Source organism: Nostoc sp. EspVER01 (genome assembly GCF_034530635.1).
In the GTDB taxonomy this organism is placed as follows: Bacteria; Cyanobacteriota; Cyanobacteriia; order Cyanobacteriales; family Nostocaceae; genus Nostoc.
In genome coordinates this window covers 17,385-44,052 of sequence record NZ_JAVRCS010000012.1, presented here as the reverse complement: position 1 = coordinate 44,052, position 26,668 = coordinate 17,385, and the positions used below count along the sequence as shown (strand labels likewise).

General features: G+C 41.3%; 21 protein-coding genes. 16 read left to right on the top strand and 5 right to left on the bottom strand.

Annotation, left to right across the window (positions count from 1 at the left end; all coding sequences use genetic code 11):
- Positions 1-95 precede the first annotated feature (95 nt).
- From gatB to RMX69_RS12875, 9 genes are all read left to right on the top strand, one after another.
- The gene (gene gatB, locus RMX69_RS12915; protein WP_322637683.1) at positions 96-1,571 is read left to right on the top strand and encodes an Asp-tRNA(Asn)/Glu-tRNA(Gln) amidotransferase subunit GatB; all 1,476 of its coding nucleotides are present in this window, start codon (positions 96-98) and stop codon (positions 1,569-1,571) included.
- Between the two features lie 686 nt (positions 1,572-2,257).
- Positions 2,258-3,499 (top strand): bifunctional ornithine acetyltransferase/N-acetylglutamate synthase, encoded by a 1,242-nt coding sequence (gene argJ, locus RMX69_RS12910; RefSeq protein ID WP_322637682.1) that lies wholly within the window; start codon positions 2,258-2,260, stop codon positions 3,497-3,499.
- A 762-nt stretch (positions 3,500-4,261) separates the two neighbouring features.
- On the top strand, positions 4,262-5,635 hold the full coding sequence (locus RMX69_RS12905) for a CmpA/NrtA family ABC transporter substrate-binding protein (protein ID WP_322637681.1): 1,374 nt from the start codon (positions 4,262-4,264) through the stop codon (positions 5,633-5,635).
- 66 nt (positions 5,636-5,701) lie between these two features.
- The gene (ntrB, locus tag RMX69_RS12900) at positions 5,702-6,541 is read left to right on the top strand and encodes a nitrate ABC transporter permease (RefSeq protein WP_289798252.1); all 840 of its coding nucleotides are present in this window, start codon (positions 5,702-5,704) and stop codon (positions 6,539-6,541) included.
- Between the two features lie 113 nt (positions 6,542-6,654).
- Positions 6,655-8,655, top strand: coding sequence for a nitrate ABC transporter ATP-binding protein (locus RMX69_RS12895; RefSeq protein WP_289798251.1), 2,001 nt, complete (start codon positions 6,655-6,657; stop codon positions 8,653-8,655).
- A 154-nt stretch (positions 8,656-8,809) separates the two neighbouring features.
- Positions 8,810-9,667 carry a nitrate ABC transporter ATP-binding protein gene (locus RMX69_RS12890; protein ID WP_069073991.1) on the top strand — a complete coding sequence of 286 codons (858 nt, stop codon included), beginning with the start codon at positions 8,810-8,812 and terminating at the stop codon, positions 9,665-9,667.
- 178 nt (positions 9,668-9,845) lie between these two features.
- The gene (locus tag RMX69_RS12885) at positions 9,846-10,325 is read left to right on the top strand and encodes a YbjN domain-containing protein (protein WP_289798250.1); all 480 of its coding nucleotides are present in this window, start codon (positions 9,846-9,848) and stop codon (positions 10,323-10,325) included.
- Positions 10,326-10,628: 303 nt separating this feature from the next.
- Complete coding sequence (locus tag RMX69_RS12880) at positions 10,629-10,799, top strand: hypothetical protein (protein WP_322637680.1); 171 nt, start codon at positions 10,629-10,631, stop codon at positions 10,797-10,799.
- Between the two features lie 358 nt (positions 10,800-11,157).
- Positions 11,158-11,508 (top strand): hypothetical protein, encoded by a 351-nt coding sequence (locus RMX69_RS12875; RefSeq protein WP_289798248.1) that lies wholly within the window; start codon positions 11,158-11,160, stop codon positions 11,506-11,508.
- Between the two features lie 161 nt (positions 11,509-11,669).
- Here the strand turns inward: RMX69_RS12875 and RMX69_RS12870 are convergent, their stop codons facing one another.
- On the bottom strand, positions 11,670-12,680 hold the full coding sequence (locus RMX69_RS12870) for a cyanophycin synthetase (protein ID WP_322637679.1): 1,011 nt from the start codon (positions 12,678-12,680) through the stop codon (positions 11,670-11,672).
- A gap of 620 nt (positions 12,681-13,300) precedes the next feature.
- Between RMX69_RS12870 and RMX69_RS12865 the strand changes: the two genes are divergently transcribed.
- The 3 genes from RMX69_RS12865 (at position 13,301) to RMX69_RS12855 (ending at position 15,557) form a co-directional block, all read left to right on the top strand.
- A complete protein-coding gene (locus RMX69_RS12865; protein ID WP_289798246.1) occupies positions 13,301-13,537 on the top strand; it encodes a hypothetical protein in 237 nt (78 codons plus the stop codon).
- 500 nt (positions 13,538-14,037) lie between these two features.
- The gene (locus RMX69_RS12860) at positions 14,038-14,592 is read left to right on the top strand and encodes an Hpt domain-containing protein (protein WP_322637678.1); all 555 of its coding nucleotides are present in this window, start codon (positions 14,038-14,040) and stop codon (positions 14,590-14,592) included.
- On the top strand, positions 14,589-15,557 hold the full coding sequence (locus RMX69_RS12855; RefSeq protein WP_322637677.1) for a PleD family two-component system response regulator: 969 nt from the start codon (positions 14,589-14,591) through the stop codon (positions 15,555-15,557). The genes RMX69_RS12860 and RMX69_RS12855 overlap by 4 nt, the downstream gene beginning before the upstream one ends.
- 232 nt (positions 15,558-15,789) lie before the next feature.
- Here RMX69_RS12855 and RMX69_RS12850 read toward each other — a convergent pair whose 3' ends face one another.
- Positions 15,790-16,926, bottom strand: coding sequence for a cob(I)yrinic acid a,c-diamide adenosyltransferase (locus tag RMX69_RS12850; protein ID WP_069068662.1), 1,137 nt, complete (start codon positions 16,924-16,926; stop codon positions 15,790-15,792).
- A gap of 394 nt (positions 16,927-17,320) precedes the next feature.
- Here RMX69_RS12850 and fraC point away from each other — a divergent pair, with 394 nt between their 5' ends.
- The 3 genes from fraC (at position 17,321) to RMX69_RS12835 (ending at position 19,832) form a co-directional block, all read left to right on the top strand.
- Positions 17,321-17,860: a filament integrity protein FraC gene (gene fraC / locus RMX69_RS12845; RefSeq protein WP_289798242.1), complete on the top strand. Its 540-nt coding sequence runs from the start codon at positions 17,321-17,323 to the stop codon at positions 17,858-17,860.
- Positions 17,861-17,920: 60 nt separating this feature from the next.
- On the top strand, positions 17,921-18,928 hold the full coding sequence (fraD, locus tag RMX69_RS12840; RefSeq protein WP_289798241.1) for a septal junction protein FraD: 1,008 nt from the start codon (positions 17,921-17,923) through the stop codon (positions 18,926-18,928).
- A 124-nt stretch (positions 18,929-19,052) separates the two neighbouring features.
- Complete coding sequence (locus RMX69_RS12835; RefSeq protein WP_322637676.1) at positions 19,053-19,832, top strand: ABC transporter permease; 780 nt, start codon at positions 19,053-19,055, stop codon at positions 19,830-19,832.
- A gap of 250 nt (positions 19,833-20,082) precedes the next feature.
- Here RMX69_RS12835 and RMX69_RS12830 read toward each other — a convergent pair whose 3' ends face one another.
- The 3 genes from RMX69_RS12830 to RMX69_RS12820 all read right to left on the bottom strand — a co-directional run bounded on the left by RMX69_RS12830 (position 20,083) and on the right by RMX69_RS12820 (position 24,048).
- On the bottom strand, positions 20,083-20,739 hold the full coding sequence (locus RMX69_RS12830) for a pentapeptide repeat-containing protein (protein WP_289798239.1): 657 nt from the start codon (positions 20,737-20,739) through the stop codon (positions 20,083-20,085).
- Between the two features lie 275 nt (positions 20,740-21,014).
- Complete coding sequence (locus tag RMX69_RS12825) at positions 21,015-22,769, bottom strand: asparagine synthetase B family protein (RefSeq protein ID WP_322637675.1); 1,755 nt, start codon at positions 22,767-22,769, stop codon at positions 21,015-21,017.
- Between the two features lie 397 nt (positions 22,770-23,166).
- Positions 23,167-24,048 (bottom strand): 4-hydroxybenzoate solanesyltransferase, encoded by an 882-nt coding sequence (locus tag RMX69_RS12820; protein WP_289798237.1) that lies wholly within the window; start codon positions 24,046-24,048, stop codon positions 23,167-23,169.
- A 349-nt stretch (positions 24,049-24,397) separates the two neighbouring features.
- Between RMX69_RS12820 and RMX69_RS12815 the strand changes: the two genes are divergently transcribed.
- A complete protein-coding gene (locus tag RMX69_RS12815; RefSeq protein ID WP_322637674.1) occupies positions 24,398-26,047 on the top strand; it encodes a Ppx/GppA phosphatase family protein in 1,650 nt (549 codons plus the stop codon).
- The last annotated feature ends 621 nt before the right edge of the window (positions 26,048-26,668 follow it).

The window sequence follows — 26,668 nt, the reverse complement described above, 5'->3', positions numbered from 1 at the left end:
GTAAGCATTGCTCACCCAAATAACCGTCTTCTGAGCAACTCAATACGCCGCTACAATAGTACCACTACAAGGATTATGCCCAAATTATTGATATTATGACCACTGCGACGACCGTAAAAACTGAGTATGAAGCGATTATTGGTTTAGAAACCCATTGTCAACTGAGTACCAATACCAAGATTTTCTCTAATAGCTCTACGGCATTCGGCTCTGACCCCAATACTAACATTGACCCGGTTTGTATGGGTTTACCTGGGGTTTTACCTGTACTCAATGAAAAAGTATTAGAATACGCAGTCAAAGCTGGTTTAGCACTAAATTGTCAAATCGCTAAATATAGCAAATTTGATCGTAAGCAGTATTTTTATCCAGATTTACCGAAAAATTACCAAATTTCTCAATACGATCTACCGATCGCAGAACATGGTTGGTTAGAAATTGAGTTGCTAGATGCTGAGGGTAATCCGATTCGCAAACGTATTGGTATTACGCGTCTGCACATGGAAGAAGATGCGGGAAAATTGGTACACGCAGGTAGCGATCGCCTCTCCGGTTCTTCCTATTCTTTGGTAGACTACAATCGCGCAGGTATCCCATTAGTAGAAATTGTTTCCGAACCCGATCTACGTTCTGGACTAGAAGCTGCTGAATATGCCGAAGAATTGCGTCGGATTGTCCGGTATCTCGGCGTGAGTGACGGCAATATGGAACAAGGATCTCTGCGGTGCGATGTCAACATTTCTGTGCGTCCAGTGGGACGAAAGGAATTTGGCACCAAGGTAGAAATTAAAAACATGAACTCCTTCAGCGCCATCCAACGGGCGATTGACTACGAAATTGAACGCCAAATCGCCGCCATCGAAGCAGGCGATCGCATCATCCAAGAAACTCGGCTGTGGCAAGAAGGCGCACAATGTACAAGTAGTATGCGGGTGAAAGAAGGTTCTAGCGATTACCGCTACTTCCCGGAACCAGATTTAGCACCAATTGAGGTGTCAAATGCACAATTAGAGCAATGGCGTAGCGAACTACCAGAACTACCAGCCCAAAAACGCCATCATTATGAAAGCGAATTGGGGCTTTCTCCTTACGATGCGCGAGTGTTGACAGAAGATCGTTCAATCGCCGAATATTTTGAAACTGCGATCGCATCTGGAGCAAATCCCAAAGCTGCTGCCAACTGGATTACTCAAGATATTGCAGCACACCTCAATAAGCAAAAACTCACTATTACTCAAATCGGACTGACTCCAACCAATTTAGCAGATATTATCACTCGCATTGAAACGGGCAAAATTAGCAATGCTCAAGCTAAACAAAAGTTGCCAGATTTACTCAGTGGTATTTCTCCTGAGAAAGCCTTTGCAGGTCTTGAGTTAATCACCGATCCTAGTGTACTAGAACCCATTGTTGATGAAGTCATAGCCGCCAATCCCAAAGAATTAGAAAAGTATCGCAACGGTAACACTAACCTCAAAGGCTTCTTTGTCGGACAAGTTCTCAAAAAGACAGATAAACGTGCCGATCCTAAGCTGACTAACGAATTGGTCGAGAAAAAACTGAACGCCTAGTGGTTCATCGCATTAATTTTGCGGGGCTGCTAGATCCCCGACTTCTTCAAGAAGTCGGGGATCTGAACACCACTAACCTCTTAAAACTTTTGCGATAGACCACTAGTACTCTGTCAACTCAACTTTGCTGGGTGAGGGAGCAGAGGGGAAATAACCAATTCCCAATTCCCCAACTAAGTATTTTCCCGGTCTTGCTTCACACAATCTTCATATAAAAACTGGTGACAACCCTCATACGTAAAATGATATGCTGTGGTAAGTAGATGCACCCTGATGATCTGGAGAGCTGCCTAAGTAGCTCTCTTTTTTATTTTATTTTCGTGGTATTTACGGATAAACCTCAAAAATTTTTAGAAATAATCTCAATAAATAAGTATTAACCCTTAAAAAGTAAATCAGAGAGATTAGTAAGTAGATGTATCCTAACGATCTAGAGAGTGACCCAAGTGGTTATCCTTTTTTGTTTTGGTTTTTCGTCATAAGAAAGGTAAAAACAATTATGCCAATCGCTAACTGGTGCATTATTATTGCCATCAGCAAATAAAAGGGACTGGGGAATGGGGAAGTAAGGAAAAACTAATAACTCCTAACTCCTGTACAGACGCGATTAATCGCGTCTCTCCTAACTCAGCACTTTTGTAAAGTACAAATTGACCTATCCAACCTGATAGTTGTAAGGAAGAAGAATGGCAGATTGGCAAGAAATAACAGGTGGTATCACAGCACCAAGGGGGTATCAGGCTGCGGGAATTACCGCAGGATTGAAACCTTCGGGGTTGCCAGATTTAGCTTTGATATTCTCAGAAGTAGAAGCGATCGCAGCAGGTGTGTTCACCACCAGCCAAGTGAAAGCTGCCTGCGTAGAATATTGTCGCCAACGCTTGCAAGCCAAACAGAGCGCTCGTGCCATCCTCTGCAACGCCGGACAAGCAAACGCCGCTACAGGGACTCAAGGCTACCTTGATACCTTAGAATCTGCTCTGGCAGTAGGTCAAGCATTAAACATTCCATCTGAATCTATATTATTGGCTTCCACCGGTGTGATTGGTCAAAGAATTAAGATGGATGCTTTGCGAAGCGGGATTCCCAAAGTAGTAGCAGCACTATCAGAAACAGGCTCAGATGCCGCCGCCGGAGCGATTATCACTACAGACTTGGTAACAAAATCCATTGCCCTAGAGACAACTATAAGTGATCGCCCAGTACGAATTGGTGGTATTGCCAAAGGTTCCGGTATGATTCACCCCAACATGGCAACCATGCTGGCATTTGTTACTTGTGATGCTGTGGTTTCGCCTCACCTTTGGCAACAGATGTTAGCAAGGGCAGCTGATAGAAGCTTTAATTCCATCACTGTGGATGGTGATACCAGCACCAACGACAGCTTAATTGCCTTGGCAAACGGTCAATCTCGCACCCCAGCAATTATAGAATGGGGTGCAGAAGCAGAGAAATTAGAGGCGATGTTAACAGCAGTTTGCCAGCATTTAGCCAAAGCGATCGCTCGTGATGGTGAAGGTGCAACCTGTCTAATTGAAGTGGAAGTGACTGGCGCTCATGATGAACTCTCAGCCCGACAAATAGCCAAAACCATCGCCGGTTCATCCTTAGTTAAATCTGCAATCTTTGGACGCGATCCAAATTGGGGACGCATCGCCGCCGCCGCCGGACGTGCAGGTGTGGCATTTGAGCAAGAAAACCTGCAAATTAAGCTAGGGGATTTCTTAATGTTAGAAAATGGGCAACCTCTACAATTTGACCGTGCAGCAGCAAGTGCTTATTTGAAAAAAGCATCGGTGGGTGCTTATCTCCAACAGGATACGGTGTTAATCTCCGTTAACGTTGGCAATGGTTATGGTGTGGGTAAAGCCTGGGGTTGTGATTTGAGTTATGACTACGTGAAGATTAATGCCGAATACACTACATGAGCTACTCACAGCTGTTTGCTAAGTTGAGACAATCATAACTAAGGGACTTGCGTGAAAATAAAGTACCAATAAACCGAGTTTCGACACTTCGACTGCACTGAGCGCAGTCGAAGTGTCGAAACCCTCCTGGCTGGGACACTATTAACCCGCAGATCCCTAACTAATTATCTGGACATGACATAGCAATCCGTAGAGGAGTTACGAACAACAAGATCCCCGACTTCTTGAAGAAGTCGGGGATCTGAGCCTCTCGGTGTTTCCAAATCAAATAGTATTGCTACATAAATCATAGTCTCAACATAATAGTCATGATAAATGAAAACTTATATATGACACATTACGACTAAAATTAAGTTAGAAAATAAACCGAGACAGTAAATCATAAGGTAAACATAATAGTCTTCATAAGTAAGAGTTGATATATTAAAAATTATTTTTATAGTTGAGGATAATAGATAAATTTTTACTTATACATCCAATCTAATATTTGTTTAATAATCTCCACTCCAAGTTAACAATTTCGGCTTCAAAAGCTGTAAACTGATTTCAACAAGGTGAATGACACCTCTGCATCACACTATAAAAGCAGAGCCAATAATTTAACCGAGTTCTTAATATAGGTAGCTATTTCATTTATGAGATGGCTGCGATCGCTTGGTCAAATATAGCTTGATTAATCATTAATAATGCAAGAAACACAAGGTTTTTTGCCTAAATTGTCATAGCTATAAAAAATAACATTCACGTTTTCAGGAGATATTTATGACAGAATTTTTTAATCAAATTTCTCGCCGCAAATTTATCTTCACAGCCGGAGCATCTGCGGGTGCTGTATTCCTCAAAGGCTGTTTGGGTAATCCTCCTGAAAACCTAACTGGTGGAAGCACTCAAGTACAGCCAACTGCTCAAACGGTTGCTAATATTAGTCCCGAACAAACACCAGAAACTACTACAGTCAAGCTGGGATATATCCCCATTGTAGAAGCGGCTCCTTTAATTATTGCTAAAGAAAAAGGCTTTTTTGCAAAGTATGGGATGACTAATGTTGACCTTTCCAAACAAGCTTCTTGGGGTGCAGCTAGAGACAACGTAGAAATTGGTTCTGCCGGTGGTGGGATAGATGGCGGTCAATGGCAGATGCCAATGCCACATTTAATTACAGAAGGTTTAATTACCAAGGGCAATCAAAAAATTCCCATGTATGTATTATGTCAATTAATTACGCATGGAAATGGAATTGCGATCGCCAGCAAGCATCAAGGCAAAGGTATTAGCTTACAACTCGCCAGCGCTAAGTCCCTATTCACGGAATTAAAATCTTCAACCCCCTTCACAGCTGCATTTACCTTTCCCCACGTCAACCAAGATTTATGGATTCGCTACTGGTTAGCAGCAGGTGGCTTAGACCCGGATGCAGATGTCAAGCTGCTCACAGTACCAGCAGCGCAAACTGTAGCCAACATGAAAACCGGAACAATGGATGCCTTTAGTACAGGAGATCCCTGGCCTTATCGCCTGGTTCAAGACAAAATTGGCTACGTAGCAGCATTAACCGCAGAAATTTGGAAAAATCATCCTGAAGAATATCTAGCCATGAGAGGCGATTGGGTTGATAAAAATCCCAAGGCTACCAAAGCAATTTTAAAAGGAATTATGGAAGCCCAACAGTGGTTAGATAATTTTGATAATCGCAAAGAAGCGGCTCAAATTCTGGCTGGACGAAATTATTTCAATCTTTCTTCACCCGAAATCCTGGCTGATCCATACCAAGGGAAGTATGACATGGGTGATGGTCGCAAAATTGATGATAAATCAATGGCTGCTTACTACTGGAAAGATGAGAAAGGCAGTGTTTCCTATCCATATAAGAGTCATGATTTATGGTTCATCACTGAAAATGTTCGTTGGGGATTTTTACCAAAAGATTACATTGACAATAATGCTGCTAAGGCTAAAGAACTTATCAACAAAGTCAACCGCGAAGATATTTGGAAAGAAGCTGCAAAAGAAGCTGGAATTGCTACTGCTGATATTCCCACAAATACATCCCGTGGTGTAGAAGAGTTTTTTGATGGCATCAAATTTGACCCTGAAAAGCCAGAAGAATATTTGAAGAGTCTCAAAATCAAAAAGTAGAGACGCGATTAATCGCGTCTAGAGATATTACAAATGACAAATAAAATTTGAGGAGAACTCAGCATCATGACACTCGCCCAAAAACGCCCTGCAAGTCCTAGATTGAGTAATAGCTTTATATCCAGTCTGAAAAAGCAATTTCCTGACCTGATACCACCAACGATCGCCATCTCAATTTTCCTCGTTCTCTGGCAACTCTTCGCTTGGATTCCAGGAGCCACATTACCAGGGCCGATACAGGTTATCCAAGACACTTGGGTTCTGATTTTCTGGCCATTTTATGACCGAGGTGGCATTGACAAAGGCCTATTTTGGCAAATTCTCGCCAGTCTACAACGGGTTGCTATCAGTTATACCCTAGCTGCGATCGTTGGTATTGGTTTGGGCATTTTGATTGGGGTGAATAAAACCATGTCCAAAGCTTTAGACCCCATCTTTCAACTACTGCGGACAGTACCACCTCTAGCTTGGGTTCCAATTTCTTTAGCAGCCTTACGACAAAACGAACCCGCCGCCTTATTCGTAATTTTCATCACCGCCATTTGGCCCATCTTAATTAACACTGCTGTCGGCGTTACCCAAATTCCCCAAGATTACAACAACGTCGCCAAAGTTCTGCAACTTAGCCGCAAAGAATATTTCACCAATATTTTGATTCCGGCGGCATTACCCTACATCTTTACCGGCTTGAGAATTGCGATCGGTTTAGCTTGGTTAGCGATTATCGCCGCCGAAATCGTCATGTCCGGTATTGTCGGAATCGGCTTCTTTATTTGGGACGCTTATCAAAATAACAACGTCAGCGAAGTAATTTTAGCTCTAGTTTATATCGGCGTTGTTGGGTTGCTTCTAGATAAGGCGATGGGCTGGCTTCAAAACAAGATTTTACCAACAGAACAGAAATAGTTATTCGTCATTAGTCATTGGTCATTAGTCATTTGTAAAAAGCTAAGGACTAATGACCGCATACTAAGGACTAATGGCAAAAGACAAATGACAAATGACAAAGGACTAATGAGATGTTTGTAGCTGTTGACCAAATTGATAAAGTTTTTGAATTAACTGGTGGTGGCAAATATATCGCCCTGAAAGGAATCGATCTCCAAATTAAAAAAGGAGAATTTGTCTCTCTTATTGGTCACTCCGGTTGCGGTAAATCCACTCTATTAAATATGATTGCGGGTTTGGATTTGCCTACAGAAGGTATTGTCACTCTCGAAGGACAAAGAATCACCAAACCTGGCCCAGACAGAATGGTGGTTTTCCAAAATTATTCGCTATTACCTTGGCGGACGGTAAGAGAAAATATTGCCCTCGCCGTGGACTCAGTAATGAAAGGTTCATCCGCAGCCGATCGCAACGCTATTATCGAAAAACATATTAATATGGTGGGTTTGCGTCCCCATGCTGACAAACAACCGGGAATGTTATCAGGTGGACAAAAGCAGCGAGTTGCGATCGCCCGCGCCTTAGCGATTCGTCCCAAATTACTCTTGCTAGATGAACCCTTTGGTGCATTGGATGCACTCACACGCGGCAATTTGCAAGAACAACTGATGCAAATTTGCGAAGAAAATGAAGTAACTGCGGTGATGGTGACACATGATGTCGATGAAGCTGTGCTGTTATCTGACAGAATCGTGATGCTGACCAACGGCCCCGAATCTAAAATCGGCGACATTCTCGAAGTGGATATTCCCAGACCCCGTAAGCGGATGGAAGTAGTAGAACATCCCAGCTATTACAGCTTGCGAAGTGAGATGATTTACTTCCTCAATCAGCAAAAACGAATTAAGAAAATTCGGGCGCGCAAAACTGCTGACATTGCCCGTCATGGATTAGAAAAAGTTAACCTAGAAATTGGATTTTTACCTCTGACAGCTTGTGCCCCCTTAGCAGTTGCTAAAGAAAAAGGTTTCTTTCTCAAGCATGGTTTAGATGAAGTTAACCTCGTGCGGGAAAGTAGCTGGCGGGGTATAGAAGATGGCATAAGTGGTGGTTATTTAGATGCGGCTCAAATGCCTTCAGGGATGCCGATGTGGCTAACTTTGGGAGGACATAATAACCAACCTTTGCCCGTTGTCACTGCCCTCACCATGACTCGCAACGGTAACGCCATCACCTTGGCAAAAGACTTTCTCGACCAAGGTGTACAAACCTTATCAGATTTTAAAAGATACCTGCTTCGCACCCGCGAACAACGGCACACAATGGGAGTAGTACATGCTGCATCAATGCACAACTTGCTACTGCGTTACTGGCTAGCGGCTGGTGGAATTGACCCCGATAGCGATGTGGATATGAAGACCATTCCCCCAGCGCAGATGGTAGCCGACCTCAAAGCTGGAAGCATTGATGGTTACTGCGTGGGTGAACCTTGGAACTATCGCGCTGCTGTGGAAAATGTCGGCTTTACCATCGCTACCGATTTAGAAGTTTGGCTGGGACACCCCGGTAAAGTTCTTGGTGTGCGGGAAGATTGGGCAGAAAATTATCCAAATACGCATATTGCCTTAACCAAAGCTTTGTTAGAAGCTTGCGTGTATTGTGCAAATCCCGAAAATACCCAAGAAATTCGGCAAATTTTAGCAGGGCGAGATTATGTCAGCACTGATTTAGAATACATTCAACTCGAAGATCCAGATAGTCTCACCTGTGACTTAAACCATCCGTTGCGAGACTATGCCCATCTCCAGTTTTATTCCGATTCTGCCATTAACCGCCCCAGTCGCACCGAACAAATTTGGATTATGAGTCAATTGGCGCGTTGGGGTGACACTCCTTTCCCCAGAAATTGGGTAGAAGTTGTGGAACGGGTGTGTCGCGTGCGTGTTTTCAGCACCGCCGCACGAGAATTAGGTTTGGATATTAGCTATATTCGCCAACCGATCCAACTGTTCGATGGTACTCCCTTTAACGCCGACGATCCGATCGCTTATCTCAACAGCTTGAAAATTAAACGTGATTTTTCAGTCGCGGAAGTTGTTCTTGATGCACCGAGAAGGAGACTTGCTTCATAAAAAAATCGTGAGAGAAAGAGGGAGTGGAAGGACTAGGACATCACGCGCGAACCTCTGAACTCCGTTAACGAGTCTTTGAACTTCATTAAGAAACCTCTAGGTTGCAGCGACTAGTCCCCAATACCCAATACCCAGTACCCAATCCCCAAATACCATGCAAAACCGCAACTCAACAGCTACAACCACACTAGGAAAACCATTCGCCCCTGCAACCACCAGCCGCAGACCTTTCCTAGAAATTAAAGACGTTACCAAAGTCTATCCCACAAAGAAAGGCCCCTTTACCGTACTCGACGGCGTTAACCTCAACGTCGAACAGGGAGAATTTATTTGCGTCATCGGCCACTCTGGCTGTGGCAAATCGACACTGTTAAATATGGTATCCGGTTTTAACTTTCCTACCTCTGGGCAAGTGTTACTCGAAGGAGAACCCATTACCAAGCCAGGCCCAGACAGGATGGTTGTCTTCCAAAACTATGCCTTGCTACCTTGGCGGACTGCTTTTGAAAACATCTACTTAGCTGTCAACGCCGTTTATCCCAACAAACCACAAGCTGAAAAAAGAGCGATCGTCCGCGATCATCTAGCAATGGTGGGACTGGCTGATGCGATGGAAAAGAAACCAATGCAAATGTCTGGCGGGATGAGACAACGGGTTTCTATCGCCCGTGCTTTGGCGATTCGTCCAAAAGTCTTAATTTTAGATGAACCTTTTGGGGCGCTGGATGCCATCACCAAAGAAGAATTACAAGAAGAATTGCTGAAAATTTGGGGCGATAACCGTTGTACAGTGCTGATGATTACCCACGACATCGACGAGGCACTATTTTTAGCAGATAAATTGGTAATGATGACCAATGGGCCTCATGCGAAAATTGGTGAAGTTATGGAAATTCCTTTTTCTCGTCCCCGCGATCGCAGCCGTATTATGGAAGATCCACAATATTACCAATTGCGTAACTATGCCTTAGACTTCCTCTTTAACCGCTTTGCCCATGATGACGTAGGTTAAGTGCGATCGTCATTGATTTTTCCAGAATAATTCTTTGTTCCTCCCGCCATCATTTTGCATAGTGGCGGGAGGAACGTTGCAATCAGTAGGGGTAATTCATGAATTGCCCCTCCAACTGCGTCCACAAGTTATAAAGTATGTGTAGATAAAACAGCAAGTATGTTGAGAAAAAATCTGTATGACAAGCTACCCAGAAACCCTAACTAATGACGAATCCATTAATCAGCTAATCGCTGAGACTACAGGCATTAACCATCTGGAGGTAATTGAAAATGTCATCGATTCTCTGGAACAAGATGATAGTGCGATGGTTAACCACACTCCAGAGGGTGGTTATCTTTGGAAATTTAAGTATGGAAGTGTGGAAGTATTTGTCCAACTCAACGGGACAACCGATGAAGACACCATAACAGTTTGGTCTGCGGTGCTAAATCTACCTGCCAAGGATGAACCTAAGTTGATGCGGTATCTTTTGGAGTTAAACTGCTCCAGCACTTTTGAGGCACGTTTCGGCATTATCGAAAACCGGGTGGTTGTCATATCAACACGCACCTTAGCAGAGTTATCTCCTGGCGAAGTGTCCCGGCTAATTACCATTGTGGCAACGATCGCTGATAATAACGATGAAGCCTTACAAACTGAATTTGGTGCAACTTAAGGAATTTTAGATTTTAGATTGGGCTATTGCTACATCCGATGCATAGCAATCCGGTTTGGGCGAATCTGCAAAGACTTTTTTCTGTGTACCAATTAAAAAACGCCTGGGAGTGTTGCCGTGTTTCCACCCCAGGCGTTTTTTATTTTTAACTTGCTCCTCACACAATTAGATAGTATCACTGCTTCAATCAAAAGGCGAGTCTAGTAGGTGACACTTTTAAAACTGCACTGTCAAGTGAGTTTAAATTTATACTCCCTTGACTTGACCCCATCTCCCGCATTTCTCACAAGCTTGAGGGTAAGGATGGGCAGAGGAGCAGAGGGGCAGAGGGGAAAGAACTTGGTATTTGAACTCTCCCCTGCTCCCCTGCTCAAGCGCAGGCTTAATCGAGATGTGGTGAGAAATCCAGGATCTGTATTTTGGGTGCGATCGCTCCAGAAAGGCGGTTTGGTTGGCAGACTTGATAGCATCTAGCATACGTGTTGGACTGCTGATTTCATTACACAGCCACTTTATTGATCATCACAAGCCTTAAAAATATGGATTAGGCAGGAGCTAGCTTTTACAAGCCGTAACGTAACTAATTAAATAATTATTAAAGATATATACATCCTTGAATTAATGCCCGAAACTCTTTATTAATCAATCAAACTCTTAAATAAATATTAGCACTCAACGCTTGTCAGTGCTAATTTATAGCTGAGGTTTAACGCCTATGATATGGATCAAAACTGCACTTTTTGTAGATGCTTTAGTTCCTTTCCAGATATTATTTTAGAAATAGAAAAAACTAAATATTTCCTGTAAGTAATATAAAGTTGAGAGTACTGGCATGAAATACACTTTTGATATTGTAGGAATATCTCCACTTTTGCAGTTTTTTAATCAGCAACAGCAAAATGGGCAAAAACCACCCCACCAAGGTGTGGAATACTTGGGAATGCATAGGTGTACGCTAGATACGTTTTTAGAATCGGTGGAATCAGTTCCAGCAAAGTGGGATTGGAATCTGGATCAAGTCGTAGATACGGTGATTAAGTTTTGGTTGAATAACTCAGACAGTATTCGTTATTGGAAAGTGCGTTTAAATGATGCTGGTAAGGATAATTTACTAGTCACAAGATTGGCAGATATAAACGCCTTACAAGCTGAATTTGAATCCCTACTAGATAAGGAGTGGTGAAGAGATAGAATTGAAAAAGAACTCAGGAGGGGAGCAATCCCTGCTTCGCCTCCAGTCAAAATCAATTGTTTACTCTGCTAAGCTGTTACGTATACAACTTACATTATCAGGGCGGGCAAGATGCCCACCCCACAATCATATTTGAAAAATATTAGTGCAAATTAAAGGCGCAATAGCTTATTCTCGCTTTCAAGTACTTTGAGAACTTGGAGATATAAATTTTCTACTCTTTTCGTCTGAACTTCACCAAATGACGCATAGTGAGTTAAGCTAGGAGCGCCATTTACTTCAATAATCGTATAATCTCCCATTGGTGACGTTATATCACTAGCAAGAATATCTACACCTGCTAATCTCAATTCCATATCTTTTGTAATATTTACTGCTAATTTTTTAAAATCAGCATGGATATTGTCAGTGAAGTCTATTGCCTCACCTCCAGTTGATAAATTCGCATTATCTAAAAGATAGACTATATTATTCTTAGGTATAACATTACTAAAACTTAGCTTCCGTCTTCGCAAGTTTTTTTTGATTCTGTAATCTTCAAAATCTATAATTTCTTTTCTACCATTTTTGATAAAAGTTTCCTGCTTCTGTTGCATAAGTTGCAAAACAGTAGATTGACCATCTCCGATGATAAATAAGGGAATTCTTTGATATGCCGAAATTACTTCATTATCAAGTACTACGATTCTATAATCATTGCCACTATAAAATCTCTCAACAATAAATCCTGGTATTTTTTGCAAGATTTTCTTAGCTACTTGATAATATTCTTGTTTATTGTGAACTTTAGTAACAAAGATTCCTTGACTAAGATTAATCGGCTTGACAATTACAGGAAATCCCAACTCCTTAGCATAATAAAATCCTGCATCTATATTTCTAGGATTAGCTATTTCTTCGCATAATTCGTCACTAAAAAATGTTTTTCCTTCAGTAACTTTATAGCCAAATTTATTTAAAAAAAAGTTTGAAACTCCTTTGTCTTTAGCGATTGCTACTGAACCAGAAGAATTAATACTAAACCTGGCACTACGAAAAAAGGTTTTATTGCCGTTTTTAAATGTAATCAATCCCATAAAACTGCATTCTGGGTCTACTAAAACTACTGCTCCTATTTCCTTTGCTACTTTTTGAAGTATTGATGTTACAAATGGTGTTTTCATTATCGATAACTATAATTTTATCGAGAAGATTGTAACTATTTTGTGACAATTAGTCAAGAATTTTTAATTTCAACAATTGCATCATGTTTTTTCCTAAAGCTCTAGTCCAAAGCTAAAGAAAAATTCATCTTTGAATATTTCAATCAACTATGAAAATTTAATTATTCTCAACTAACTATAAAAAATGTAACTGCCTGCAATGTAGCTTTACTAATCACACTATAAAAAAATTAAGACTGTGTACGTGCTGATTAATTCTAGGTACGTTATTATTCATTTTCTCTTCAGTTTCTAAATAGTATGTTTTCAGACATTAATGTTTGTTTTAGCACTGATGCGGACTTTACTTATGTGTATGCATATAAATCATGCAAACCCAATAATTGCCAAACTTTCTACTTGAACATTGTTGTGTCCTGGAAACAATTGCAAGTTAAGGCTTTGAGATTCATTGTCACCTGAAAATTCCAACTTAATTGGTCTAAAATATAGCGCTCAGTGTTGACAATTTATTAATAATCGAATAACAAGGTGGCAGCAGCATTAAAAAAAGCGTTAGTGCATTCCTACCTAGAAACTAATTAACGCCCTTCATTAAACTTCATACGGTTAACATAATTATGCCAGAAAATACGGATAACAAAACTTCTCAATTAGACAATCAGACTATTGCGTATAAAGAACGCCTCAATTCTTGGGCGATCGCTCGTCTACTTCCGAATACGCAACGGGAGATTGTTGCTCGCTTCCGCAGCCGTTCTGATGCCGATGGCTACATGCGACACCTTCCTCAAGAAATACCAAATGCTTCCTACATGGTTGTTTTTGATTGTCAACGCCAAGAAGCTGTAATTTAAAGTGCAAGCGAATGGCATTAACCCTTGTTTTTCATCCAATACGCTTGAGTTAAAGGTTATTGGTGTAGATAATTGGTCTTCAAGACGCGATAAATCGCGTCTCTACAATCTGGTTTTGGGTTTATCTGGACTGTATTGGTTTTTAATCTCCATTACCCTTTTGTTGCGATCGCGGGCGTAGTCTACTTAAAATTTGCGTGAACCACTATATTTAATTTGCTCTCCAACGAGAGGCTTAGATCCCCAACTTCCTTCAAACAGTTGGGGATCTTTTGATTTGTTGTACCTTCTTCCATCTCAATAAACCAGACAAGCTGTTCCACATTTAAATTACATATACTGGACGGGCAAGATGCCAATACGGTTCAGTTAAGCATTTCTTTCTTCTCTCTGCGTCCTCTGCGTCTTGGCGGTTCGTTAAAAAATTGACTTTGATTAACAGAGTTTTAGCCTTAACTGAACCGTATTGGGCGTATCCCGGCTGAATCCCTATTGCGCCATTGGGCGATCGCCAAGTTTGTCTTGCTGCTGGTATGGATGACTACATTAGCAAACCCATTCAACTGCAAGAGTTAGCTCAGGCACTCAGCAAATGTCCACCCCAAAGAAATTCTGAATTCACTTCCATCAAACAACAAGAGGAAGTGATGCACCGAGAATTGCAACCTTCGTCAAATCTCTTACAATCAGGGCAAAAACAGACATTAAAAAGTGCCAAAATCCTCCCATCTTTACAGCTTATACTTAGAGGAGATCGTGTGGCATTTGCTGAACTCATTGAGTGTTATCTTACAGAGACAGCTAGACTAGTGCAACATATCAGCACAGCGATCGCAACTCAGGATATCCAGACTATATGGCAGACAGCGCACAAACTCAAGTCCAGCACTGCTTCTATTGGAGCGATCGCCTTGGCGCAGCTTTGCAAGGTGTTAGAAGTACAGGCACACAGCAGTAACTTAGAAAACAATTTAGAATTACTTTCACTACTGTATCAGGAATATGAACAAGTTAAAACTGCCTTAGAAAAAGAACTTGCGAAGGAAGCACCATGAAAGCCACTGCTCAAGAAAGCCAATGTTTAGTTTTAATTGTTGATGATGAACCTTTTATTCGCCTGATATTGCGGCATTTCTTGGAGCAGGAAGGCTATCAAATAGCGGAAGCTCAAAATGGCATAGAGGCAATAAATGTTTTTAAGCAACTGCACCCTGATATAGTACTCCTTGATGCCATAATGCCGGATATGGATGGATTCGAGTGTTGCACTCAGTTGGAGCTTCTGGACTGTAATAAGCACACTCCAATTTTAATGATTACAGGACTTGAAGATCAAGAGTCAGTTGACCGTGCATTTGCAGTGGGAGCAATGGATTTTGTGACCAAACCGATTCATTGGCCAGTTTTGCGACAACGGGTAAAACGCTTGATTCAGCAATCTCAGTTACAGCAAAAACTGGAAGCCGTAAATCTGGAATTGCAGCGATTAGTTACTATCGATGGATTAACTCAAATAGCGAATCGCCGACGCTTTGAAGAGTATTTTTCCCAAGAGTGGCACCGCCTAAAACGCGAGCAACGTCCGCTTTCCTTGATTCTTTGCGATGTTGATTTTTTCAAATTATATAATGATACCTATGGTCATCGGGTAGGCGATCGCTGCCTTCAGAAAATTGCTCAAGCTATCAAAGATATTATTAAACGTCCCGGAGATTTAGTTGCCCGTTATGGTGGGGAAGAATTTGCTGTAATTTTACCTAACACAGACATTGACGGGGCGATTCATGTTGCCAAAAAAATTTGTCATACTGTGCGAACACTAGCAATTCCTCATCAAAATTCCCAAGTTAGTTCTTATGTAACTATTAGTGTTGGGTTTACGACAGAAATTCCTCAGCCAGATTCTGACTTAGAAGAAATGATTGCCGCAGCGGATCGGGCGTTGTATAAAGCAAAGGCAGCAGGACGCGATCGCTTTGTGCAAAATATTCTACTACCCGAAAGTACAAATTCCCGCTAGTATGCCAAACTTCACATATTTCTATCCTATTTTCAATATATGGACTTTCGTCTGCTTATTCTATGCCTTGAAAATGCAAGCTCACTTTTAAAGCATTCATCCAAGACTGATCAATTAGATGATCGTGTTGCAGCCGACCTACAACAATAGCAGGATGAATATTGATACATTCCGCAAGAGCAATCACATCAGTTTCAGATTTAAGCTTCGCTAATTCCCCCTCATACTCAGGTTAAAAATCTACACCTCGTTTAAGTTCTACACCTTGATTAGCATAGTGTTTGTGGCAATAAACCTCTGAGTGGACGCTAGCCAAGTCGAAGTATGCAGGTGGATTTTGGCAACGGCCAGTGATAATAATTTCGGTGTCGCGGGGTTTGCGGAGTAAAGCTTGGACAATGGGTTCAACGGGGAGTAGTTCTAAGTCAACGGTGGGATTAAGTTCATCAAGAATAATAGTTTTATACAATCCAGAGGCGATCGCAACTTTTGCAATTTCCCAACCTCGTTCGGCTTCTACATAATCTAATTCTTGTCGGGAGTTTCGCCAGACGATCGCATCTCCACCGCAACGCTGATGATCCACCACTTCTGGATATGACTGCTGCAAAGCGGCGATCGCTGCGTCTTCTGTGTAGCCGCTACCACCTTTAAGCCACTGCATAATCAATACACGAGTAGACCCTGGATGATTAATTCCCCTACCAATGGCCTGTAAGGCTTTGCCCAAAGCACTAGTAGATTTACCTTTACCAGCACCAGTATAAATTTCAATCCCTTCCAGGAAGAGGGCTTTGGCTGTTGGGTGGTGATGAGGTTTCATTTCTGAGTGCAAATCTGCAATATCGAGCAACTTTTGGGGTGCAGCGCGTCCGGTAGCGATGATTTCCAACTCTTGGGGTTTGGATTTTAATGTCTTTACGACTTCATCCACTGGTAGCAAACCCAAATCCAGAACTGGGTTAATTTCATCTAAGACGACAACTGAATATAAACCACTAGCGATCGCACCTTTGGCCACATCCCAACCCCGCATTGCTTCATCTCGGTCAAAGGTGGTAATTTCCTCTGGGCCAAAAAATTCGGCTCTCCCGGTGCGAACCTGGTCAATTAAATGGGGAAACCCGCGTTGTAAAGCTGCGATCGCGCCATCTTCATCATAATCACGTTCTGGCCCTTTTAAAAAGCGCAGCAGTAAAACACGATTAGAATTGCTAGGCGTATTTATTCCCAAGCCAATGGAGCGCAAAACCACCCCCAAAGCCGCTTGAGATTTACCTTTACCCAGACCATCGTAGACGTGAATTTGACCAATAAGCCGTTCTTGACGCACTTGCGCCGTCCTAATCCCAATACCGTTCCTTGTCATCTCTCGAAAAGCTATAACTATGGCAGTCTTTAATCTTACCTAACCTCTTGTACTCTCAGTTAGAGAAACTGCCCCTCTAACGTGTCTGTACAAGGGTCAATTCGATCTATTAACAATATCAATAGACCAGAAAGCACAAGTAACTTTTGCTTTCCAGTTGGGGAAAGGTTAAAGGTTAAAGGGGAAGGAATAATTCCATACCTTTACCCTTTACCCTTTACCCTTTACCCTTTACCCCTTAGCCCTTAGCCTTTTCCCCACTTCTGGAAGAAGTCCAATAGAGGAATACTGGCACACTCGCATAGTAAAGGACAAGAACAATGGGATAATTTCCCCCATCACCCTTACTATCCCAGTTATACTCACTACAGTTAACCCTTACCCGTAAACATTTATGCCTGACAATTGGATGCTTCCCAGGATTTTTCCCATTGGTGGATTTCTATTTGACTTTTTATTTGTACTGATTGCTATCCCCATCGAAGCTTATGTTTTACATTCTCGACTAAAATTTGACAAAAAAACCAGTACTTTTTATGCAATTTCTATCAATCTGTTTTCCAGTGTAATTGGTTGGCTCATGTTTTTTATCTCCGAACCAATGTTGCCAATACAGGTGAAATCAGAATTAATTAACTATATGTTTTTTAATAATTTCAAATCACCGAACACACAACCTTTAATTATTTTAACTGCTTGTATAATTTTTTTTGCTACGTTTTTGATGAAATTTTTTATTTTAAGGGTTTTGTTATTCTCATTAAATGAATCATTTGCGAAAAAAGAAGAGGAACCTAAAACATCCCAGCGGATGCAAAGGCGTCGTTTTACCACCCTTAATTTCCAAAATACTAATTTAGTTACAACTATACTAATAGCAAATTCTCTAAGCTATACTGCAATAACTATTATTTTATTATTTCGCTCAAAATAACAAGAAATTACTTGTTTAATTCAGATGGAAAATATTGATTAATCGGGTGTACGGAGGAATATGAATACGCTACTAAAAGATGTTTTTGGGGTTTTTAAATTTGCTGAAGGGCTTTATGCAGGAATTAGAAAATTATTAGTTCCACCCAAAGCTTATTCTTGGCAGACATTTATTTATATGAGTGTTTTCTCTTGGGTACTCTCATATTTTGCCACAGGTTATATCAAAGATATAATTGCCTTTTTCGGTTGGTTATTTTTAATTGCCGGTACAGCTTGGTATACAACTGAAGATCCTTTGAGGGTTCCTGGGACTTTTATGCCAGTTGGGGCAGTAATCACTGGATTCTTAGTGAGTGTTTTTGCATTTGGAGATCAACGAGATGTAATTACACCAAGAACAATCGTTTTTTGGCCAACAATTTCAGCACTAATTACGGCAATACCAGAGTTTATTGAAGGAAATGACACCGACGCAAAAGCTCGCATTCCTAAGCCACAAGACCGCCAAAAAATCATAATTTTAGTTGCTAGTAGTATGCTGCTAAGTTGCTGGATTCAGTTTCACTTTGTGACGGATAATTGGTTACGACAATATCCGAGTTTGCAAGCAGATACTTTTAAAAATAGTACCTTTATTGTCAGAACAGAACAGGCAGTGAAAATTCCCCGAAACGGCGTTGTAATTCTCCAGAGACTTCAACCAATAGTAGTAGAGCAAATAGCTGAAAGACCTTGGTCAGAAGTAGAGAAATGGTTGCTAGATGCAAAAGAGCGGGTAGGAAATCTGGGTAGGGAAATCATTAAAAAGAACCTGAGTAAATATGAAGAGAAGGAATTATGGCGCGTTGAACCACGTGTAGCTAATACGAAGTCTGGATATATATTAGATTTATTAAGTATTTGGATAGGCCCGAGTTCTAACCCACGGGGCTATTACTTAAAAAAATCTTGTCGCATTGAACCAGTTGCAGAAACTACTAATTCAGAGAATAAGATTACAGTTGCAGAAATTGAATGCGATCGCGCCAGTAAATTAATTCCTGGTTCACCGCCTCCGCAGCAGTGAGGAGTGGGGCAGAGGAGCAGAGGGGCAGGGGAGCAGGGGAGCAGGGGGAAGAATAATAAAATTACCTTTTTACCCTCTGCCTCTTCCCAATGACAAATGACCAATGACAAATGACAAATGACCAATGACAATTAACAGAATTTTTGTATTAGCAAAGAATGTGTTTCAGGAAGTGGTACGCGATCGCATCCTATATATTATTGGTTTTTATGCGCTAGTACTCGCCACTGCCTTCCGCGTCCTTCCTGAATTTGCAGCTACGACTGAAGATAAAATGTTTTTAGACTTTGGGATGGCAGCGATGAATGCCATCGGGTTAATTATTACAATATTTATTGGTACGGGACTAATTAATAAAGAAATTGAAAAACGCACTATTTTAGTATTAATTGCTAAACCTGTTAGTCGCAGCGAAATTATCGTCGGCAAATACTTGGGTTTATCCGCAGTCCTAGCTGTGCTTGTGGCCACGATGACAGCAATTTATCTGGTATTTCTGCAAATTGGTAATATTCCTCATCCAACAGCAAGCATTCTAATTGCTGCAATTTTCTTATTTTTGCAGTTGTCATTAATTACTGCCGTGGCTATTACCTTCGGTGTTTTTACTGCTTCTCTGCTAGCGACTGTTTTAACCTTTGCGGTATATTTAATCGGAAATATTACTCAAGATTTAGTACAACTTGGTCGTCTTAGTCGTAACCCTGGTATGGAACGTCTAACTCAAGCTTTGTTTCTTTTCTTGCCAGATTTATCTCGATTAGATTTGAAAAATGATGGCGTTTATGGTCTGCAAGCACTACCTGACACCACTGCACTGATTATGAATGCTGGTTATGGCTTACTTTATAGTGCCATGTTGTTAGCGATCGCTATTTTTATCTTTTCACAACGCGAATTTTAGACATTGGGCATTGGGCACTTGTACTGAGCTTGTCCTGAGTTTCGACTACGCTCAACTACCGCGTAGTCGTTCGCACAGCGTCTCCGACAGGAGAAGGGCGTAGTCGTAAAGCCTGCGGCATAGCTTCGCTTCGGGCGTAGCCTCTCGTAGAGAAGTATTGGGCATTGGGAATTGAAAAGAAGCAGAGGGGCAAACAGAAAGTTCTTCCCTCCTGACAAATGACAAATGACAAATGACAAATGACAAATGACTAATAAATAACTATTTGAGGTTGCTCAATTGTGCCATCAGGCATAATAGTATCTCGCAACTTTGCATAAATCAAATTTGTCTTCCAAAGGTTTGCCTTACTCAAGTTTGCTTTAGTTAAATTTGCCCATGTCAAATCTGCACTAGTTAAGTTAGCCTCAGTCAAATTAGCTTCTAGTAATTTTGCTCCACATAGCTTTGCTCGTGTGAGATTTGCAAAACTTAAGTTAGCTTCAATCAGTGATGCTTCAATTAATTTGGCTTCACTTAAGTCTGCTTCTCTCAAATCCACATCACATAAAGAAGCACCCCAAAGATTACTACCTGTGAATTTCACCCGCCATAAGAAAGTTCCGCACAAATTTGCTCTTGTTAAATCAGCATTAGTCAAATTGGCTTCACATAAAGATGCTTCGTACAAATTAGCTTCACGTAAGCTAGCTTGCATCAAATTTGCGCCACTTAAATTAGCACGAGTCAGAACACAGCCAGATAAGTTTGCATCACGCAAATCTGCTCCGATAAAGTTAATACCACTTAAATTAATTCCTTTCAGGTCGATTCCCCTCAAGTCACATCCACTGAAATCCCGACGCTGAAAATATTTATTTGTAATTTGACTTAAAATAAATTCCTGTTGTTGAGCATAATTGTTCATGGTATTCACCTCTGGGTGTAATTGATCTCAAAGGTTGAGTGTAGTAGTTACCGTATATTGAGATTACACCGCAAACGGAGATTAGCTCAGTAAATAATCAAAAATAAATTAACAAAAAATCGGCAATCACTTGAAAATACGTTTTTTCAGTGGTTTATAAAACAAAAAATGCTGACATAAGTCAGGAAATATTTATATAACAAGAGTCATGTTGCTTACTGCAAATTCAAAATTAACATAAGTAATATTAATGGCGTATCCTTTTGTTGCTTTCATTACTGTGCTTTTTGATTTACTTGTAACCAAATTTCTAAACTAGCAAGCAACCACAGCTTTACTCCATAACGACTCCAAGTATCGCCTTGATAGTTTAACCAATTACGAATTGGCAACTGGTTTAAGTAAGGAGTGATAGCTGCATTCCGATTTAGCAATAAATCTCTGGCTTCTTGCTGCCAATATTTCCGAAATCCTAACTGCACCGGTACCATCATGCCACTTTTGGGACGATGAATAATTGTGTCTGGTAAAATATCTGCGATCGCTTGCTTTAAAACTGCTTTTTCTTCCACTCCAGAAAGCTTATATTCTGGAGGTATTTCCATGCTTAAGTCTACTATTCGTTGGTCAAATAAAGGAGAACGACCTTGCAAAAGAGCAGCTTGAGTCAAGTTACTGACTTTGGTCAGAATTTGGTCAGCGCCTTTAAATTTGATATTCATTGCCATCAAACGATTCAGATAGTTTGCTTGGGAATATAAATCTTCTGCAAAAACCCAAGGCGCTGTTTGTACTGCTGTCCAAACTTCTGGTTTTAAAAGTTGCGGTAAATCAACAGCACACTTTTGAAAGGAAATTAAATAAGCTTGCAATGCATCTTGATTGGTAACGGAGCCATATAAACTATTAATTAGCATCGGCTGATTTTTTGGGCCGCCAAAACAGGGGTCGCCACCTTCGCCATTCAAAACTACTTCTACACTTTCTCTCGCCAGTCGTCCCAGCAAAAGGTTGGGAACAGTCAATGGGTCGCCAATGGGGTCATCTAAATAAGCCATTGTTTCCGGCAAACGTGACCACATATCCTTAAAAGTAATTTCTAAAATGTGATGCTGCGTTTGACAATGGGATGCAACGAGATTGGAAAATTCTAACTCATTGGGACATTCTGAACCAAAATGAATCGAGAAGGTGTGGACTGGTGCTTTGTGGAATTTTGCTACTAAAGCAGTGATACTGCTAGAGTCCAAACCACCAGAAAGAAAAACGCCAACGGGTTCATTTACTGGTGGTAAATATTCTTGAACAACTTGCTCTAGGAGTTCTCGCAAGCGATCGCCATGCCATGCTAAGGATCGATCTATTGCTACAATCTGTTCTTGAAGTTGCCAATAAGCTGTAACTTTGTGGTCAGGAAATTCTAAAACGGTTCCAGGTCGCAGTTCCCGCACCTGTTCCCAAAGGGTTCGTTCGCCAGGAACAAAGGCACAACAAAGATAATCTCGCAACGCCACCAAATCTAAATCAGATGAACGATGGGGTGATAAAGTTCTTAGCTGAGGCGCAATCCAACGAACTGAACCAGTGGTAGTGTAATAGAGAGTACGAACACCGATGCGATCGCGAATCAATCTCAACACCTGTTTCTCTCTATCCCAAACCACTAGCGCAAACACCCCCACAAGTTGGCTAAGACTTTCATTACCCCATCGTTCCCAAAGATTGGCCACCAGTTGCAGAGAACTTCCTTGAAAGCTATCCGGTTCAATTCCCAACTTTTGCAGCAATTGCACTCGGTTAGTTAACCAAACATCACCAACAACAACAAATCGTCCTCTAGAACTGATTGCTAATTTCTCCGTCGGCAATTCCGAATTTGTGTGTGGTAAAATTACAGAAATTTTTTCATCTCGCCAAGCTATATCTTCATAGTTTGCATCAACTGTTCCCCACGCTACGCGCCAGGTTGGGTTAGTTTTGATGAATTCGATTTTAGGAGATTTACGATTTTTAAACGCATCAAATAGCATGGTAAATTTTCAACGCATAATTCAGTAAGAACCTCATCTCCAAGCACCTAAGAGCGAGGCTAAAGTGTACGCACAAGTCTTTCTGACCCCCTCTAACTCCCTACGGTGTACACACAAATCGAAAAATCCTCTACAGTGAAACTGTCACGCCCACCCATATCCCGCCCAGAACTGAAGTTCAGGGCTGATAGCGAAACTCCACTGAAAGTGGACTAAATAATTAATTCAGTCCACTTTCAGTGGACTTGGGCTATGAGACTCGGAATTCATTCCGAGGCGGGATAAAAACACAGTGCGAGATTCATTAATAAACAAAGATATGGCTGCGGCAAGACTTGTGTGTACACCGTAGCCTTTACAAGGGGAGGGTTAGGGTGGGGTAAATCCAATTTACTCCTTATAAAGATCCAGCAATCATCCCAGCAAGTAAAATAAAACCAATCCACACATTTTGCCGGAACATCTCACCATAAGCAGAATTAGGTAAGTATTGGTCTCTTAATCGCAGAGACTGCCAAACCCATCCGATAGTAGCAACTGCAAGGCTAATCCAGAAGGCTAAGTGCAGATGTATAACTATGCCTAACCAAGACAATAACAAGATTGTGCCAGCAAAGAAAATTCCAATAGCTAGAGGGGCATAATTACCAAAAAATAGGGCGCTGGATTTAACACCAATGCGGCGATCGTCTTCCTTGTCGCTCATGGCGTAAACTGTATCAAATCCCAATGTCCACAATACAGTCGCGCCCCAAAGCAACCAAGTTGGTTGAGAAATGCTTTGTGTTACTGCACTCCAACTAATCAAGACCCCAAAACCCCAAGCGATGGAAAGTACTAGTTGCGGTACAGGAAACACCCGCTTTGCACCTGGATAAAGCAAAATTACAGGCACTGCTGCTACACATAACCAGAAACTCAGGGGATTAAGATAAAAGGCCAAAACTGCTGCACATACTAAAGAGACGATCGCGACTACAATCCCAACTTTCACAGATAAAGCGCGAGAAGCAAGGGGGCGATCGCGTGTTCTCTCCACTTCTGGATCGATATCCCGATCCCACAAATCGTTGACAACACACCCAGCCGCACTCGTAGCCAGAGTACCCAATATAATCACACCAACCAGAGGTAAAGGGGGTTTCCCTGAAGCTGCCAAAAACACAGCCCAAAGGGCAGGAATCATTAAAATTAACCGCCCTTCTGGTTTATGCCAGCGTAAAAGCCGGATAATTACAAGCCAAATTGGTGACTGGGGGCGTTCTGGCGTCGTTAACATAGAAATCAACAAATAACTTTAGAGAGATGAATTCACACTTCTTTACATCTATAGAATAACGTTATTTGTTATTTGTAAAAACATAACCTAAAGTGGCAACTTTAAATATCTTTAAATAGTCACTCAGGTTATAAATAGTAGGGTGAATATACATAGCTCAGTTACCCTCGATCAAGCTGAGTTGCGAATGCTGAGTATTTTTTAATTTACTCAATATTCAGCACTGGCTCAACGCCCTGCTACCGCTAACAGCACTCAGTCTGAGCAAGTGTGTTGTCATAAATATCAGTGCTAGCTACCCCGACGTATCACCGTTTGCCATCATTTCTTAATAAAGAGAGAAAACTAGATGCTGAATTTAGTTTCTAGCTGGGAGAGTATTCCTACTCAACCATCTAAGCAACATCGGATTATTGCTGCCATTGACCTGGGAACAAATTCTCTACACATGGTAGTAGTCAAGATTGACCCCACACTACCAGCTTTCAGCATTATTGCTAAAGAAAAGGAAACCGTGAGGCTTGGCGATCGCAATCTTACCACTGGAGAACTCAAGCCAGAGATAATTGAAAAGGCGATCGCTGCTTTAGGACGCTTCCAAGAAGTTGCCAAAACTATCAACGCTGAAACAATCATCGCTGTGGCAACTAGTGCTGTGCGGGAAGCCCCGAATGGTAAAGATTTTTTGCACAAAATAGAAGCGGAGTTGGGTTTAAGCGTTGACTTGATTTCTGGTCAAGAAGAAGCGCGGCGAATCTATCTTGGCGTGCTATCGGGGATGGAATTTCACAACCAGCCCCACATGATTATTGATATTGGCGGTGGTTCCACAGAATTGATTTTAGGCGATAGTCACCAAGCCCGCACTCTCACCAGTACCAAAGTTGGTGCAGTGCGACTCACTAGCGAGTTAATCACCACTGACCCCATCAGCAACACTGAGTTTAACTACTTGGAATCTTATACACGGGGCATGTTAGAACGTTCCGTGGATGAGATCCTAGCCAACCTAAAGCTTGGGGAATCTCCCCGTTTGGTGGGTACATCTGGCACAATTGAAACCCTGGCGATGATTCATGCACGGGAAAAGTCGGGTGTTATTCCTTCCACTCTCAATGGCTACCAATTTAGTTTTAAAGACTTGCAAGAGTTGGTAAATCGCTTACGGAAACTGAATAATTCCGAAAGGGCTGAGATTCCTGGTATGCCAGAGAAGCGCCCTGAAGTTATCCTCGCGGGCGCAGTGATATTACAGGAAGCAATGACCCTTTTGGGCAGTGAATCGGTAACAGTTTGTGAGCGTTCTCTGAGAGAAGGCGTAATTGTAGACTGGATGCTAACCCACGGTTTAATTGAAGATAAGCTACGCTACCAAAGTTCAGTTCGGGAACGGAATGTTCTCAAACTCGCGGATAAATACCACATCAACTTAGAATACAGCGATCGCGTGGCAAAATTTGCCGAGAGTTTATTTGACCAAACTCAAGGTAGTCTACATCATTGGGGAACTGACGAGCGACAAATGCTTTGGGCAGCGGCAATATTACACAATTGCGGTCATTATATTAGCCATTCGTCTCATCATAAGCACTCTTACTATTTAATTCGCAATGGTGAATTACTCGGTTATACAGAAACCGAGATTGAAATTATTGCCAATTTAGCGCGTTATCATCGCAAATCGCCGCCCAAGAAAAAACATGAAAACTACCAGAGTTTGTTGACTAAACAACAGCGACAAATTGTTAGTCAATTAAGTGCGATTTTAAGATTGGCAGTCGCATTAGATAGACGACAAATTGGTGCGATCGCTCAAGTGCAATGTGAGTATTATTCACAACTTAATCAGGTCAATTTGCTAATTTTCCCAACTCAATTGGATGATGATTGTGACTTAGAACTTTGGAGCTTAAATTATAAAAAAGGAGTGTTTGAGGAAGAGTTTGGAGTGAAATTAGTAGCGAGTTTAGAAAGGTCTAGTATTCCTAACTTGTCTTAGAAATTAGGGTGCGTTAACTAGTGTAACGCACCTGCACATAGCTTATGTTTATGGTTGCGATCGGTAATCAGCTTGAGAAGTTAGTCTCAATATAAAAGTTTAAGGTAAAAATCAAAAAATTTATTTAATGACTTTTTAAGAAGGTATTATTAACCAGTAATGTTGTATTATACAACAAAAATCCTAATTAATTTTGCAAAGTGTATCAATTTAAATAATATATATAATTTTGACATCTAACTTAAGGATGAATTTATAACTGTCCCAAGGAACCATTTAAAAACAAAAAATAGTAATTAGAATAGAGTTAACAATCTATTAAATGTAGGTTATGTTGCTAGTGGATATCTAAGCCGGGAAACTTAGATATCCTTATATAAAATTTCACTAGTTTAATAAGTAATTATGCAGACATCATATTGAGGGCTGTAAAAGAAACTTGCGCAGATTCTTACTGATAGGTATGGCGATGTCTACGACGGGTGGTTCCTGAGCGCAGCCTCTCGCAGAGAAGGGCTACGCCTACGCAGTTGCTAGACACTTCAAGGTAAAATTTCGGTAGGCTCATCACGATCAACTTGCACGCATTCTTCCCGACGCTCCCCAAGAGTTTTTTCCTTT